The 15,022-nt window shown below is 71.7% G+C and carries 14 protein-coding genes; 9 read left to right on the forward strand and 5 right to left on the reverse strand.

The genetic code is table 11. The features are described from left to right. Positions 1–1,350 (forward strand): hypothetical protein (locus ACHBTE_RS27370; protein ID WP_394726781.1); only part of this gene is annotated, 1,350 nt, incomplete at its 5' end. A gap of 72 nt (positions 1,351–1,422) precedes the next feature. Here the strand turns inward: ACHBTE_RS27370 and ACHBTE_RS27375 are convergent. Beyond that, positions 1,423–2,733 carry an ABC transporter substrate-binding protein gene (locus tag ACHBTE_RS27375; protein ID WP_394726782.1) on the reverse strand — a complete coding sequence of 437 codons (1,311 nt, stop codon included), beginning with the start codon at positions 2,731–2,733 and terminating at the stop codon, positions 1,423–1,425. Positions 2,734–2,850: 117 nt separating this feature from the next. On the opposite strand from ACHBTE_RS27375, the gene ACHBTE_RS27380 reads away from it, so the two are divergent. Both ACHBTE_RS27380 and purU read left to right on the forward strand, forming a co-directional pair. After that, entirely contained in the window at positions 2,851–3,351 is a 501-nt protein-coding gene (locus ACHBTE_RS27380) for a hypothetical protein (RefSeq protein WP_394726783.1), read from the forward strand. Positions 3,352–3,398: 47 nt separating this feature from the next. Continuing rightward, positions 3,399–4,280, forward strand: coding sequence for a formyltetrahydrofolate deformylase (gene purU, locus ACHBTE_RS27385; RefSeq protein ID WP_394726784.1), 882 nt, complete (start codon positions 3,399–3,401; stop codon positions 4,278–4,280). Positions 4,281–4,398: 118 nt separating this feature from the next. Here the strand turns inward: purU and ACHBTE_RS27390 are convergent, their stop codons facing one another. Both ACHBTE_RS27390 and ACHBTE_RS27395 read right to left on the reverse strand, forming a co-directional pair. Further along, positions 4,399–5,856, reverse strand: a complete 1,458-nt coding sequence (locus ACHBTE_RS27390; protein WP_394726785.1) for a maleylpyruvate isomerase N-terminal domain-containing protein — start codon at positions 5,854–5,856, stop codon at positions 4,399–4,401. Then, the gene (locus tag ACHBTE_RS27395) at positions 5,853–6,437 is read right to left on the reverse strand and encodes a sigma-70 family RNA polymerase sigma factor (RefSeq protein WP_394726786.1); all 585 of its coding nucleotides are present in this window, start codon (positions 6,435–6,437) and stop codon (positions 5,853–5,855) included. The genes ACHBTE_RS27390 and ACHBTE_RS27395 overlap by 4 nt, the downstream gene beginning before the upstream one ends. A 391-nt stretch (positions 6,438–6,828) precedes the next feature. Here ACHBTE_RS27395 and ACHBTE_RS27400 point away from each other — a divergent pair, with 391 nt between their 5' ends. Beyond that, positions 6,829–7,209: an STAS domain-containing protein gene (locus ACHBTE_RS27400; protein WP_394726787.1), complete on the forward strand. Its 381-nt coding sequence runs from the start codon at positions 6,829–6,831 to the stop codon at positions 7,207–7,209. 151 nt (positions 7,210–7,360) lie between these two features. Continuing rightward, complete coding sequence (locus ACHBTE_RS27405; protein WP_394726788.1) at positions 7,361–7,873, forward strand: EF-hand domain-containing protein; 513 nt, start codon at positions 7,361–7,363, stop codon at positions 7,871–7,873. Here ACHBTE_RS27405 and ACHBTE_RS27410 read toward each other — a convergent pair. Beyond that, entirely contained in the window at positions 7,852–9,363 is a 1,512-nt protein-coding gene (locus ACHBTE_RS27410) for a class I adenylate-forming enzyme family protein (protein ID WP_394726790.1), read from the reverse strand. The genes ACHBTE_RS27405 and ACHBTE_RS27410 overlap by 22 nt on opposite strands. A 156-nt stretch (positions 9,364–9,519) precedes the next feature. On the opposite strand from ACHBTE_RS27410, the gene ACHBTE_RS27415 reads away from it, so the two are divergent. From ACHBTE_RS27415 to ACHBTE_RS27425, 3 genes are all read left to right on the forward strand, one after another. Next, on the forward strand, positions 9,520–10,653 hold the full coding sequence (locus ACHBTE_RS27415) for an acyl-CoA dehydrogenase (RefSeq protein WP_394726792.1): 1,134 nt from the start codon (positions 9,520–9,522) through the stop codon (positions 10,651–10,653). Between the two features lie 3 nt (positions 10,654–10,656). After that, entirely contained in the window at positions 10,657–11,559 is a 903-nt protein-coding gene (locus tag ACHBTE_RS27420) for an acyl-CoA dehydrogenase family protein (protein ID WP_394726794.1), read from the forward strand. 508 nt (positions 11,560–12,067) lie between these two features. Further along, a complete protein-coding gene (locus tag ACHBTE_RS27425) occupies positions 12,068–12,529 on the forward strand; it encodes an ATP-binding protein (RefSeq protein ID WP_394726954.1) in 462 nt (153 codons plus the stop codon). Positions 12,530–13,004: 475 nt separating this feature from the next. Here the strand turns inward: ACHBTE_RS27425 and ACHBTE_RS27430 are convergent, their stop codons facing one another. After that, a complete protein-coding gene (locus ACHBTE_RS27430; RefSeq protein ID WP_394726796.1) occupies positions 13,005–13,931 on the reverse strand; it encodes a cyclase family protein in 927 nt (308 codons plus the stop codon). A 95-nt stretch (positions 13,932–14,026) separates the two neighbouring features. Between ACHBTE_RS27430 and ACHBTE_RS27435 the strand changes: the two genes are divergently transcribed. Then, positions 14,027–14,941, forward strand: coding sequence for an SDR family NAD(P)-dependent oxidoreductase (locus ACHBTE_RS27435; protein ID WP_394726798.1), 915 nt, complete (start codon positions 14,027–14,029; stop codon positions 14,939–14,941). The last annotated feature ends 81 nt before the right edge of the window (positions 14,942–15,022 follow it).

The raw sequence follows: 15,022 nt of genomic DNA on the forward strand, positions 1-15,022 counted from the left end.
CAGGGCGCCGCGCACGCCCCGCAGCCGCAGGCCGGCGCCGGTCAGTACGGCGTCCAGGGTCCCGGCGCTGCGGGCCCCGGCGCGCCCCTGCCGCCCGCCGCCCACGGTGCCGGCGGCCCGTCGCACCCGGGGGCCGGTGCCGGAGGCTTCGGGGCTCCGATGCCCCCGGCCGACGAGGGCGCCACCCAGCTCATACCGCCGGTCGGCGCCGCCCCCGCGGGGGCGGACGATCAGGCCACGCGCTACATACCGCCCGTCGGCGTCGCCTCCCCGGCAGCCCCCGCGCCGACCGCGCCCGCCGTCGACGAGGGCGCCACGCAGCTGCTGCCGCCGGTCGGGCCCGGTGCCCTGCCGCCGGAGTCGTCCGCGGAGAGCACCCAGATCCTGCGGCGGCAGAGCGGCGGGGCGAGGGCTCAGGGCGGTGCCGGGCCGATGCCGCCCGCCTCGGGCCCGGACGCGGAGGCCACGCAGTACATCCCGCCCGTGACCGGGCAGGCGCCGGGCGGGGGGCAGCGCGGCCCGCTGTCCGACTTCGACAGCCTCTTCCGCAGCGAGCCGGGCGGTGAGCCCCCGGCCGCGGCCACCCAGCAGCTGCCGAGCATCCAGCAGCCGCAGCGGCAGCGCCCGCACGACGCGGGGTACTTCCCGCCCGGCCCGCACGGCGGGGGATACGGCCACGGCGACGACGACGGCCGGGGAGGCCACGACGGCGGGCGCCGGCGTTCCAAGGTGCCGCTGCTCGCGGGTGTCGGCGTCGGCATCGTCGCCCTCGGGATCGGTGCGGGCGCGATGCTCGCCGGTGGGGGCGAGGAAGAGAAGAAGAACGACAACGAGCCCGTCTCGGCGACGGCCCCGGCGACCGAGAGCGGTTCGCCCTCGCCGGCCGCCGACCCGGCCGAGCAGCAGGCGATCGCCCTGGACAAGCTGCTGGCCGACAGCGGGAACAGCCGTACCACCGTGATCAACGCGGTGGCCGCGGTGAAGTCCTGCGGGAACCTCCCGCAGGCCGCCAAGGACCTGCGGGGCGCGGCCGGACAGCGCAATCAGCTGGTCACCGACCTGGCCGCGCTCAAGGTCGACCAGCTGCCGAGCCACACCGCGCTGACCACCGCGCTGAACAAGGCGTGGCAGGCGTCCGCGTCCGCCGACAACCACTACGCGGCGTGGGCCGACCAGGTCGCCGCCAACAAGAAGCTGTGCCGGAAGGGCCAGGCCCGCGCGACCAACCAGACCCAGGCCGGCAACCGCGACAGCGGCACCGCCAGCCAGCAGAAGAAGACGGCCGCGCAGCTGTGGAACGCGATCGCCGAGAAGTACGGCCTGACGGAGCGCCAGCCGACCCAGCTGTGAGCCGGGCGCCGGGCCGGGGACGGCCGGACGGCCCGGCGGTCGGTCCGGTCGGCGGTCGGTGCAGGCCGGCGGTCAGTTCAGGTCGGCGTTCTGAAGGGTTCTCGTCACGTCGATGAAGTTCTTGCGGGCGGCCACGAGCCGGCCGTCCCGGACGACCTGGAGGGTCACCTCGCGGTTGACCAGCCGGGGGTAGCCGATGGCGGCCAGGACGTCCTGGAACTTCCACCGCAGGGGCGGGGTCAGCCCGCCCGTGGAGACCTTCAGCCCGTCGTTCAGCGCCCCGCGCACGGCGTCGGCGGTCACCTCGCCGTCGCCCAGTGATTCGACGGCCTTCTTGAAGACCGTGTACGCGATCCACGTGGTCTGCACACCGGCGTCCGCGGGGTCGATGCGGTTGTCGCCGAAGGCCTCCTCGTTGATCACCTTCTTCATGGCGTCCCAGCGCGGATCGCTCGCGACGGGGTACCAGCCGGTGATGTACGACCCCTCGTAGGGGCTCGTCGCACCGCCGCCCGCGTTGATCACGGTCTGGTCGACGCTGCCGAGGACGGTCGCGGTGCGCACCTCGGGGTAGTCCGTGCCGGCCCGCCGGAAGGAGTCCATGAAGGTGGTGGTGCGGTCGCCGAGGGCGGGCACCACACAGCCCGGCTCGGTCTGGTCCCTGGCCGAGAACTCCAGTGCCCGCACCGCCTGGCTGCCGTACTCGGTGGCGTCCTCGTCGGCCAACGTGTCGCTGGACGTGATGTGCCCGCCCGCCCGCAGGCCCGAGTCGAGCAGCGGCGCCAGCTCGTCGCCCGCGATGGTGTCGGGGCGCACCAGCGTGACGGGACCGCAGGAGCGGGCCAGTTCCCTGCCGAGGCCCGCCAGGAGGCTGGGCTGGCCGCCGTTGACGGGGTAGGACAGCGGGCTGGTGAACTCCGCGCTGGTGACGCCGTAGCCGCCGATGTAGGGGATGCCGGCGCCCTCCAGGGAGGGCAGGAAGGTGTCGCCGTACTGGCTGTAGGAGCCGACGACCGCGACGACGTTCTCCTCGACCGCGCGGTCGGCGCATTTCGCCGCGCTGACGCTGTCGTTGTGGTCGTTGCAGGTGAGGACCCTCAGCTGCCGGCCGTCGATGCCGCCGTGCGCGTTGATCCAGCGGGCGTATGCCTGGGCGAATGCGGGCATACCGGGCTTGTTGGTGGCTTTGGTGTTCTGTGGGGCCCAGGTCATGACGGTGATCGGGCCGTCCCCGGAACCCCCCGTGTCACCGGGGACGACCCCGCAACCGACGGCGAGCGACGCACACGCCACCAGCGTCGCCGCGGAGCGGGCCACCGCTTTCGCGGGCCGGTTGGTGAGCACGGGGAGGTAGGTGCTGCGGATGCGTCGCCTGCCGGTCATGGACACGCACGATTCCGCCACACAACAAACCTGCGCGTGACCCTCGGTTAGCGAGTGGTGACGGGAAGGTGAATTACGGGGGCCGGTGACGCCCGGGTGAAGAGGATCGTACGATCGATGACCGTGCAAGGTTCGGAAAGTTCTTCCCGTCGCGGCCGTCGCTCATCCACCATGGGCGGCATGCCACTCAACGACATGCCGTGGTGGCGCTGGCGCAGCAATGTGCGCTCCGCGCTGCACATGCTCTCCGATCCGGTGTTCCAGCGGGACGTCTGGCTGGCCGGCGTCGACGGCTACGGTGACGTCACCGACGCCGTATACCGCCTGGTCGAGGACACCTGGCTGGACAACTGGTCCGCCGAGAAATACGTCGGCACGATCTTCCGGGACTCGCAGGAGGCGGCGCTCGTCGACACCGCCGTGCTGCGGGTGCTGCGGATCATGCACCAGGTCGGCCCGGACGCGCCGGTCTCGGCGTACGTGGAGCACCAGGGGTGGCCGGAGGCGGTGCGGGCGGCGCGGGACGCGCATGTCCGGATGGCGACGGCCGACGGCGAGGACCCCGACTCCCCGCCGCGCACCCTCGAGGTGCTGCGGATCATGACGCGGTCCGCGTAACGGGACGCCGGTCCGCCCCAGGCCCCGGATATGGGACCCTGTGCTGCATGAACGAGCAGTCCACCCGAGCCGCGGTCCCCAGCGACCAGTACGTCCTCACCCTGTCCTGCCCCGACAAGCAGGGCATCGTGCACGCCGTGTCGAGCTACCTCTTCATGACCGGCTGCAACATCGAGGACAGTCAGCAGTTCGGTGACCACGACACGGGACTGTTCTTCATGCGCGTCCACTTCTCGGCGGACGCTCCGGTGACGGTGGACAAGCTGCGAGCGAGCTTCGCGGCGATCGGTGACTCCTTCCAGATGGACTGGCAGATCAACCGGGCCGAGGACCGGATGCGGGTCGTGCTGATGGTCAGCAGGTTCGGGCACTGCCTGAACGACCTGTTGTTCCGAGCCAGGATCGGCGCCCTTCCTGTGGAGATCGCCGCCGTGGTCTCCAACCACACCGACTTCGCCGAGCTCGTGGGGTCGTACGACATCCCCTTCCACCACATTCCGGTGACCAAGGACAACAAGCCCGAGGCCGAGGCGCAGTTGCTGGAGATCGTGCGCGAGGAGCGCGTGGAGCTGGTCGTGCTGGCCCGCTACATGCAGGTCCTCTCGGACGACCTGTGCAAGCAGCTGAGCGGGCGGATCATCAACATCCACCACTCCTTCCTGCCGAGCTTCAAGGGCGCGAAGCCGTATCACCAGGCGCACGCACGGGGTGTGAAGCTCATCGGGGCGACGGCGCACTATGTCACCGCCGACCTCGATGAAGGCCCGATCATCGAGCAGGAGGTCGAGCGGGTCGGGCACGGCGTCACGCCGGACCAGCTGGTCGCGATCGGCCGGGACGTGGAGTGCCAGGCGCTGGCACGGGCCGTGAAGTGGCATGCCGAGCGCCGGATCCTGCTGAACGGGCGCCGGACGGTCGTCTTCGCCTAGGCCCTGTCGTCAAATTCCCGCCTGCCGTGCGGGCGGACGACGGGAATTTGACGACAGGCCCTAGCGGCGCGGCAACCACGAACCACCCGCAGCCGCCCACGAAAACGGCAGTCCGCCCCTACATCCGGCTCAAGCTCGCCGCCGCCAGCAGCACATCCCTGATCGCGGCTCGATCACCCATCTGCCCCGCCGCGGCCTCCGCAGGAGACACATGGCCCGCGGCCAGCCGGCAGAACTCCGCGCCGTCCAGCGCGACATGGGCCACCTCGTGCTCGGCGGAGCCCACCGCCGCCGGGGAGTCCAGCGGGATCAGCCACTCGCCACCACCCGAGCCCTCGATCTCCAGCCGCAGGCTACGGCCGGGCTCGCCCGCCGGGACGAGATGCCGCCCCGGTGACGGCGCGGCAAGCCCCGCGCGACGGCGAGCCGACAGCACTCTGGGGAGCAGGCGTGCCGCCAGGCCGACCAGCTGGTGCAGGTCGCTGCCGGACGGCGGCTCGTACGGATAGTCCACCGCCTCGGCGATGTCCTCCGCGTGCACCCAGCACTCGAAGGCGCGGTCCAGCATCGCGTCGCGCAGCGGCAGGTCGAAATCGCCGTAGGACACGGGCAGTTCGCCCGCTCCGCCGCCCGTGAAGGACGCCGTACGGACCAGGGCGTGGCTCTGCTCGCGCCACGGTGCCCGTACCACCCGGGTCGGCGGGTAGTGGGAGGCCCGCCAGTACGCCTCCGTGCGCGCGGACGGTGTCGCCCGCTCCGCGGCCACGTCACCCATCGGGTCGTCCAGGCCCAGCGCGAGGGCCACCAGCCCGTCGACCGTCAGCAGATGCGCGATGACCCCCGCGACGGTCGTACGGCGGCTCGTCGGCTCGTCGCCCCGGAACCACCGCAGCCGCACCGGCGCGTGCCATTCGGCATCCCCGAAGTCCTGGAGCAGGGCGTCGAGGCGGGCCGTCTCGGCGTCGTACGGCGTCGCCCACTGCGGCACGGGGATGCGCGGCGGACGCCGTTCCAGGCAGCTCTGGAGGACCCGGGTGCGCAAGGACGGGTCCAGGTCGAGGCTCTCGGCGGGATGCAGCAGTCCGACCGCCTCGCGCAGCCGCCGCGCCTCGTCGGCGCAGAACCCGCAGCTGCCGAGGTGTTCCTCGACGGCCGCCGTCTCCTCCGGTGAGCAGGCGGCGAGCGCCCACGCCCCGAGGAGCGACTTCAGGACCCGGTGCTCGAGGACGGGCAGGGCGGACTCCGACACCGGTTCGCCGGGGTCGGGGAGTTCGGCCGGGTCGGTGAGGTCGGTCAAGTCGGGCAGGGGGCGCCCGGTGTCCTCGACCGAGGCCCGGGGCGGCGGTATGCGGGGCGGCCGGTCCGGGTCCGGCCCCGGAGTGGGGCGTACATCGCCGCCGTCGCCGTTGTTCGTGCCGTCGGTGGCGTCGGGCGCGTCGGTGCCGCCGTCGTCCGCGGTGTCCTCGTCCTTCCTCGAGCCGTCGTACGGCTTCCGGTCGCCCTGTTCCCGCGGCCGGTCCCGCCCGTCCCGCCCCTCCTGCTCGTCGTACGCCTCGAAGCGCCGTGCCTCGTTCACACCGCACCCCCGTATCCCGGCGGTGCCCCAGGTGTCGTTCCGGCGTCGTGGGCCGTGGAGAGCAGTTGCAGTCCGAGGCGCAGGCGGCGGCGGGCCTCGTCCTCGGTGACGCCGAGGTCGACCGCGGTCTGGCGGTAGTCCCGGCGCTGGAAGTAGGCCAGCTCCAGGGCGGCGCGCAGCGGGACGGGCATGGACTGGACGATGTAGTCGGCGCGGGCCGCGACCGAGGCATGGCGCACCTTGCGCTCCAGTTCCTCGGTGGAGCCCTGCCCGGCCTGGACCAGGGCGGCGGTCTCGGTGGCGCGCAGCCGCTGCACGGCGAGGCGGTGGGTGAGCGCGGCGACCCAGCTGCGCAGTGGGCCCTGTCTGGGGTCGTAGGTGTCCGGGTGTTCCCAGACATGGGCGAAGACGTCGCGGGTGATGTGGTCGGCGGCGCGTTCGTCGCCCAGCACGGTGTGGGCGAGGCCGTGCACGAGCGAGGCGAACCGGTCGTAGAGCTCGCCGAGCGCGGCGGCCTCACCGCGGGCGAGCCGCTGCTGCATCTTGCGGTCCCAGCGGGGCGGTGCGTCCTTCTTCGCCATACGACCCCCTTCAGAGCCTGTGCCGCACGGGCTCTCACCGGTCCGTCCCCGTCCAGCGTGCGTCCGCCGTCTCCCCGAATGTAGTCGGCACGGCCGACGACGCACGCCCCTTTGTGGCAATGTGCGCCCCTTGAACGCTCATGGCTGGTGACGCACCTCGCACTCGTGATAGAGGGCCTCGCGCATCCGGAGGGAAGCACCCGTAGGCGCTCGGTTACCCGTGCACCCCCCGATCAGACTCGATCGAACAGGATCGAATGCGATGGAATCAAGCCTCTTTTGATCAGAGGCCGTTTTCAGGGGGGTGTTTCAGGGAACAGCCGCTGGGCAGCCGCGCTGCAAGGAAGCGTAGGAGTCGCTTCCGTATCGGCGGATCCGGCGAGCGAGGGGCGTGGTGGTGACGGTGAAAGTGACCGGCGGCGAGCGGGGCGAGTGGGCCGTGCTCCAGGTGTCGGGCGAGCTGGACCTGGTGTCGTCGCCGGTGCTGCGCCAGCACATCCATGACGTGGTGGCCGAAGGACGGCACAGCCTCGTCCTCGACCTCTCCGAGGTCATGTTCTGCGACTCCAGCGGCGTCGGTGTCCTGATCGCCGCCCGCCGCCTCATCCGTTCCTGCCAGGGCAGCCTGCGGCTGATACTCCCGGCCCAGGGCGCGGCCGACGGCTCGCACGTCAACCGGGTGCTGGGGGCGCTGGGTGTGCGCCGGCTGTTCGAGGTGTACCCCGACGTCACGGCGGCGGTCGCGGACGACGCCGGGCCGCTGTCGGCCTGAACAGCAACGATTCACCGCGAAGTGCCACACCGTTGTCGCAAAATTCCACCGGTCCCGGCACAACCGTCGCTTTCCCGTGCCCGGACGGCTCCCGGCGTCGTACGCTCCCTGCCGGAAGCACCCGACGTGACGTAAGGCGGCCCGATAAGACATGGTCAGCAGCGAGTACGAGCGCAGGATCGCCGCCCGGTTCGCCACCTTCGACCAGGACGGCAACGGTTCCATCGACCGGGAGGACTTCAGCGGAGCGGCCAAGGCGCTGCTCGCGGAGTTCGGCATCGCCGCCCGCTCCGACCGGGGGCAGGCGCTGTACGGCGGCGCCGAGGCGTTCTGGCAGGGCATGGCCGGGATCGCCGACCGGGACGGAGATCAGCGCATCAGCCGCGAGGAGTTCGTGAACGGCGCGGTCAAGCGGCTGCGCGACAACCCGGACGGGTTCGCCGAGATCGCCCGCCCCTTCCTGCACGCCGCTCTCGCCCTGGCCGACCCCGACGGCACCGGGACCGCCTCCGTCACCGACACCGCACGCCTGCTGGGATGCCTCGGTGTGCCGCAGGAGGTCGCGGAGGCCGCCGCGGCCACGCTCGACGCGGACGGCGACGGCAAGGTGGCCGAGGGCGACATCGTGACCGCGTTCGCCCGTTACTTCACGGTCCCCGAGTAACGCTCCCTGAGCTTGTACTTGAGCACCTTGCGCAGGGTCTCGCCCCGCGGAAGGGCGTCCACCACCTCCAGTTGCTCCGGCAGCTTGTGCGTGGACAGCCCTTCCGCACGCAGATAGGACGTCAGCGCCGCCAAGGTCAGCGGCCCGGCGCCGGGCGGCTGCTCGACGACCGCGCAGACCCGTTCCCCGCGCTCCGCGTCCGGCAGGCCGATCACCGCGACGTCCCCGACCGCCGGATGCCGGTGCAGCAGATCCTCGATCTCCTTCGCCGAGATGTTCTCCCCCTTGCGGATGATCACGTCCTTGAGGCGGCCGGTCAGCACCAGATGACCGCCGTCGGTGAGGTGTCCGAGGTCGCCGGTCCGCAGGAAGCCCTCCTCGTCGAAGGCCGCCGCTGTCTGCTCCGGGTCCAGGTAGCCCCGGCAGACCGCCTCCCCGCGCAGCCGCACCTCCCCGTCGACGATCCGTATCTCCATCTCCCGCGGCGGCCGGCCCTCCGTCGTCGCCAGATGTTCCGCCGTGTCGTCCGGGTCCCCCATCGTGATCATCGGCACCTCGGTCATGCCGTACCCGTGGGTGAGCTGCACCCTCATCTCGCGGACCACGGCGTGATAGAGCTCCGGCGGTTTCGGCGCCCCACCGCCGGCCAGCAGCCGCAGCGAGGGGACGACCTTGTCGCCCGAGGGGTGCCGGCGCTGCTCGCGCAGGAACATCGCGTAGAAGGCCGTGGACCCGCCCGCGATCGTCACGCCGTGCCGGCGGTAGGCCCCGAGCGCGTCCGGGAGCGCGAACTGCTCGAACATCACCGCGGGGAAGCCGTACAGCAGCAGCATCACCATGTAGTCCGGGCCGCCTATGTGCGCGTACGGGAAGGCGATCGACCCGATGTCCTCGGCCGTCGGCCGCAGGGTGTGCGCCAGGCAGGAGCCGCCCGCGATCAACGAACGGTCGGTGTGCAGCACGCCCTTGGGGTCGGACGTGGTGCCGGAGGTCCAGTAGATCCAGCGCACCGAGGTGCCCTCGGCGGGTGGCGGGGGCAGCACGGTGGGATCGCCGTCGGGCAGCGTGTCGTACGCCTCGAAGACCCCCTTGGCGCCCAGTCGCCGTGCCATCTCCGTGTGGTCGAAACCCCGCCACTCGCCCGGCACCGCGAAGAACTCCGCCTTCGACTCGCGCAGTGCGAAGCCGACTTCGCGGTCCCGGTAGAAGGGGATGACCGGCGACTGCACCGCGCCCAGACGGGCCAGCGCGAAGGAGAGCAGGGCCGTCTCGATGCGGGTGGGCAGCTGCCAGGCGACGACCGTGCCGGGACGTACGCCCATGTCGTACAGGCCGGCTGCCACCCGCTCGGCACGCGCGCGCAGCTCGCCGAAGCTCAGGGCGCGGTCGTCCTGGAGGAGGACGGGCCGGTCGGGGGTGCGGTCGGCGCGGCGGACGAGGAGGTCCCAGAGGGTGCGTGCGGAACTCAGGGCGTGCGCGGTGTCGTTCATGACGTCCCCCTGCCAAGTCAACTGACGGACAGTCAGATCGTGGGCAGAGCGTAGGGCCCTCCGCCTTGTCGGTCCAGGGGTGCGGGTCTAGCCTTCGATCCACCGCTATCTGACGCCGTATCAGATTCGCTGCTTCCGGAGGAGGCGATCCGTCCGGTGGACCTGGCGTACACGCCCGAAGAAGAAGAATTCCGCGTCCGGCTGCGCGAGTGGCTGGCCGAGCAGCTGCCCGCACTCCCGCCGAAGCCCTCCCCGGACGACTGGCCGGCGCGCCGCGCCTACGACCTCGGCTGGCAGCGCAGGCTGTACGACGCCGGGTACGCCGACGTCCACTGGGACGCCTCGCCGACCCTGCGGCTCATCTTCCTGGAGGAGACCGAGAAGGCGGGCGCGCCCTACGTGGGGGCCGGCTTCGTCGGGCTGCTGCACGCGGGGCCGACCATCGCCGCCGAGGGAACGGCCGAGCAGCGGGCCCGCTGGCTGCCGCCGATCCTGCGCGGCGACGAAGCCTGGTGCCAGGGCTTCAGCGAACCGGATGCCGGAAGCGACCTCGCGGCCCTGCGCACCCGCGCGCACAGGGACGGCGACGACTATGTGGTCAGCGGATCCAAGATCTGGACCTCCCACGCCGAAGTGGCCGACTGGTGCGAACTGTTGGTGCGCACCGACCCCGAGGCGCCCAAGCACCGCGGGATCAGCTGGCTGGCCATGCCCATGGACGCGCCGGGCATCACCGTACGGCCTCTGCGGACCCTCGCCGGGTCGGCCGAGTTCGCCGAGATGTTCCTCGACGAGGTGCGGGTGCCGGTCGCCAACCGGGTCGGCGCCGAGAACGACGGCTGGCGCGTGACCATGGTGACCCTCTCCTTCGAGCGCGGCACGGCCTTCGTGGGCGAGGTCGTCGCCTGCCGGCGCGTCCTGCGCGAACTCGCCGCCGAGGCGCGCAAGAACGGCCGCTGGGACGACCCCGTGCTGCGGCGCCGGCTCGGGCGGCTGAACGCCGAGTTCCGGGCGCTGTGGCGGCTGACGCAGTGGAACGTGAGCGAGGCGGAGCTCACGGGCGGGGTGCCGGGGGCCGGGGGTTCGGTTTTCAAACTGCGGTACTCGCACGCCCGCCAGGAGCTCTACGACGCCGCGGCCGACGTCCTGGGGCCCGAGTCCCTGGACCTCGACCGGCCGTGGACGCTCGACCGGCTCTCCTCGCTGTCGTACACCATCGCCGCGGGCACCTCGCAGATCCAGCGCACCATCGTGGCCCAGCGGATCCTCGGGCTGCCGAAGGGGAGGTGACGGATGCGTTTTCAACTCACGCAGGATCAGCGGGCGTTGCGGGACGGCGTACGCGAGCTGCTGGCGCGGCGCTTCGGCGGTCAGGCGCTGCGGGCCGCCCTGGACGAGCCCGGCCGCCTGGACCGGACCCTGTGGCGGGAGCTCGGCGCCGCCGGGTTCTTCGCGCTGCGGCTGCCGGAGGCCGAGGGCGGCGTCGGACAGGGGTTGCCCGAGGCGGTGTTGGCCTTCGAGGAGGCGGGGCGCGCGCTGCTGCCCGGGCCCCTGGTGGCCACGCACCTCGCGGCGGGGGCGGTGCCCGCGGCGGCCACCGGGGAAGCGGTCGTGACGTCCGTCGGCAACGGGCTGGTGGAGTGGCTCGCCGAGGCGGACGTCGTACGCGGCGACGCGTCGGGAGCCACGCCGCTGCGGTCGGTCGATCCGCTGACGCCCCTGCACCGCGTCCCGTCGGCGAACGCCGTGGACCGCGCCGGTGACGCTGCCGCCGCGGACTCCGTCGCCGTCCTCCTGACCGCGGCCGAGCAACTGGGCAGCGCCACGCGCGCGTGCGAGCTGGCCGCGCAACACGCCCGGACGCGTGAGCAGTTCGGGCAGCCGATCGGGGCCTTTCAGGCGGTGCAGCATCTGTGCGCGGAGATGCTGGTGCGGACGGAGACGGCCCGCGCGGCCGTCTACGCGGCGGCCGTCACCGCCGACCCCCGCGACATCGACACCGCCCGCCTGCTCGCCGACGAGGCCGCCGTGCGCGGGGCGCGTGACTGTCTCCAGGTGCACGGCGGCATGGGATTCACCTGGGAGTTCGAGGTCCATCTGCATCTGAAGCGAGCATGGGTGCGAACCCATCGTATGGGTGACGCTACGGAGAGTGAGGAGAATCTGGCCGCCGAACTTCTCGCCGAATCGCCCTGAAGGCCCCTGGTCTGCGGTGTCGCCGAGCGGCCTCTGGCGGGTGTCGCGGATTGTGGCATACCGGAATTACGGAGCGTTGATATCGGGTTGTGTCCTACGCGTGACTCGTCACGGCCTGGAGTCGGCCGTCCGCTCCGGTACCTTGTGTGAGATGCGAGTGGTTCCGAGCATGAGCCATGCCGGTGTTGCCCTGGAGGCGGCTCCGGATCCGGCGGTGCGCGCCGCTGCTCGCGGGGCGAGAGGGCTTTCTGTCCCCGCCTGTTCGACTCCCCGCAGCAAGCGTCGCACAGTATGGCGCACGGGTAATCCTTCGCGCTGGAATATGCCCGAAGCGCTTGTTGGGGTGACTGTACGTCAACCATGCTGTCAGCCAAGGGAATCACGTTCCGTGACCCTGGCTTTGGCCATTGTTCTGGGCATGAAAAGAATGGCTAGGATCGTGGCCCTCGTGAGGCGCGGGGCTTTGTGTCCGCCGGTTCGGATGGTGTGAGCGGTGCAGGTGCTTCAAGTGCAGCTGGAGATCCGGCCCGACCCCGCTGAGGTGGGGCGGGCCCGGCGATGGGCCCGCTCGCGGCTTGCCGGGTCCGGCATAGGGGTCGACGAGCCGCTCGCCGAGACACTGATCCTGCTCGTCTCCGAACTCGTCACCAACGCCGTGGTGCACACCGGTTGCCCAGCCGTGCTGCGTCTGTCCCTGCCCGGCGCGGCCCAGGAGTCCGCCACCGTACGGCTCGAGGTGGCCGACCGCAGCGACCGGGCGCCCGTGCCCCGCTGTGTCGGCGAGGACTCGACCGGTGGCCGGGGGCTCGCCCTCGTCGACGGACTCGCGGACCGGTGGGGCTGGTGCACCGAGGGCGCCGGCAAGCGGATCTGGTGCGAACTGGACCGGGCCGCGGGTGTGAACGGATCGGCCTCCGCCTGTGGCGGCGGGACGTCGGCCTATGAGGGATTCGCTTACGAGGCGGTCTGACGGGCGCACGGCGTGGGAATCGCGCCCGGTTCGGGTGCATGGGTGCAGCAAGCGCTGTCCCATCGGCCCGGGTGAGCATCGATGCGCCCGGGTGTGCTTCTGTGCGCGGCTCGGGAAAATGGGACGTAAGTAATAAATCCCCGACTGGGTGTTGACGTCGAGTGTCCGGTTGATCACGCTTGTGGTCAGCGATTCGCCGCGAGGGGACGACGAGGGCTTCGGTGACGGAAGCCCTTGCCGAGTGTGGGTCGTGATTCGGCGTCGGTCTTCTCGGGGCCAGGAGGACCGGGGCGGGTACGCCGGAGTCGGATGGCGGCGCGCGGTGCCGCGCTCGGGGCGGATGGGGCACCTCCCGGCTCGGGTGGAGCCGAGAGCGGGAAGCCGCGCCGCCAGCCGACCTCAGCGTCACGAGAGCAAGGTGTGTCCGCGCGGAGTGTGTCGGTGACGGCATGACGCGGCCGTGCGGGGCGTGTCGTCAGAGCACGGCCACGGGTGCCACGGGGGTCCCCGTGCCGCCGACGAAGGGCTCGGGCATCGCGGACAGCAGGAAGCTGTAGCGCCCCTCTTCTCCACAGGCTGTGGACAACTCTTCGAGATTCCAGTTCTGACCCTGGAGCATCCCCATCTCCACCAGGTCCAGCGCGTGCACGGGCAGCCACAAATCCTCTGTCTCGGGCGGAAATATCTCAAAGGTGAGGGTGTCGTTGGCCACCGCCGCCACATCGCGGGCGTGGAACCACTCCGGCGTACGGATCGACAGACCGGGCGAGGGATAGCCGTACGCGTGCTTGTCCCCGGCGAGATAGACCTGGATCTGCCCCGTCCGCACCAGCACCACGTCCCCCGCGCGCACGCGCGTGCCCGCGAGTTCCTCGGCCGCGGCCAGGTCCTCCGAGGTGACCGCATGGCCGCCGTCCAGCCGTGTGACGCCACGCGCGCGTGCCACGTCCAGCAGCACCCCGCGCGAGACGATGTGCCGCGCCTTGTCGATGCCGCTGAACTCGGCGCCGCCGTGCGGGGTGATGGTGGCGGCGGGGCGGCCGTTGTAGAGCCGGCCCGAGTGCGAGACATGGGTGAGGGCGTCCCAGTGGGTGGCCGCCTGGAGCCCCATGGTCACGGCGTCGTCGCTGCACGCGACGGTTCCCGGGCCGAAGATCTCCTGGTTGATCTGCACCATGGCGTGCAGCGGATTGACGCGCCCCGGGATCATCCCGGTCTGGACGCCGTCCTGTTGCAGGGGGAGCGCGAGGGGGATACGGCGGCCGGTGCGGACGCAGGCCGCCGCCTCGCGGACGACGTCGTCCGTGATCAGGTTGAGGGTGCCGATCTCGTCGTCCGCGCCCCAACGGCCCCAGTTGTTCACGCGCTTGGCGATGTCGTGGAACGCGTCCGGCAGTGACATGAGTCCTCCCCGGGGCTTGTCTCCGTGTATCTGACGGGTCGTAGAATCAACTCGAATCTAACGGGTCGTCAGAAACTGCGGGAAGGGGCCGGGGCATGGGGAACTTCTTGGCAGGCAAGGTCGTCGCCGTGACGGGTGCCGGGCGGGGGATCGGCCGGGCCGTGGCGCTCGCGGCGGCGGCCGAGGGGGCCCGGGTCGTCGTCAACGACTACGGGGTGTCCGTGGCCGGGGCCTCGCCCACGAGCGAGATCGCCCAGGGCGTGGTCAAGGAGATCGAGGCGGCGGGCGGGGAAGCGGTCGCCGTGGCCGACGACGTGTCCACCATGGCGGGCGGGCAGCGGATCGTGGACACGGCGGTGTCGGCCTACGGGCGGATCGACGGGGTCGTCTGCGTCGCCGGGATCCTGCGTGAGCGGATGCTGTTCAACATGACCGAGGACGAGTGGGACCCGGTCGTCGCCACCCATCTGAAGGGCACCTTCACCGTGTTCCGGGCCGCGTCCGCCGTGATGCGCGGGCAGCGGTCGGGGACCCTGATCGGGTTCACCAGCGGCAATCACCAGGGGTCGGTGTCCCAGGCCAACTACAGCGCGGCGAAGGGCGGCATCATCTCGCTGGTGCGGAGCGCCGCCCTGGGCCTGCACAAGTACGGGGTCACCGCCAACGCCGTCGCCCCGGTGGCGCGGACGCGCATGTCGGCGAACGTACCCATGGAGCTGGCCGACATGGGGGAGCCGGAGGACGTGGCGGCTCTGGTGGTGTACCTGCTGTCGGACGCGGCCCGGGAGCATGCGGTGACGGGCCAGGTGTACACCGTGGCCGGGTCGAAGATCGCGGTGTGGGCGCAGCCGCGCGAACTGCGCTCCGCCCACGCCGAGGGTTCCTGGACGCCCGAGCGGATCGCGGAGGTGCTGCCGGGGACCGTCGGGGTGGATCCGATGCCGATGCTGGCCCGGGTCGAGGCGATGGAGAAGGCCGCGCGGGAGGGTTCCCGGCCGAACGCCCGATAGGTCGGTGCGATGTGTCGTGGGGCGGCCGAACGCCCGACAGGTCGGTGCGATGTGTCGTGGGGCGGCCGAACGCCCGACAGG

Source organism: Streptomyces sp. M41 (assembly GCF_043673425.1).
In the GTDB taxonomy this organism is placed as follows: Bacteria; Actinomycetota; Actinomycetes; order Streptomycetales; family Streptomycetaceae; genus Streptomyces.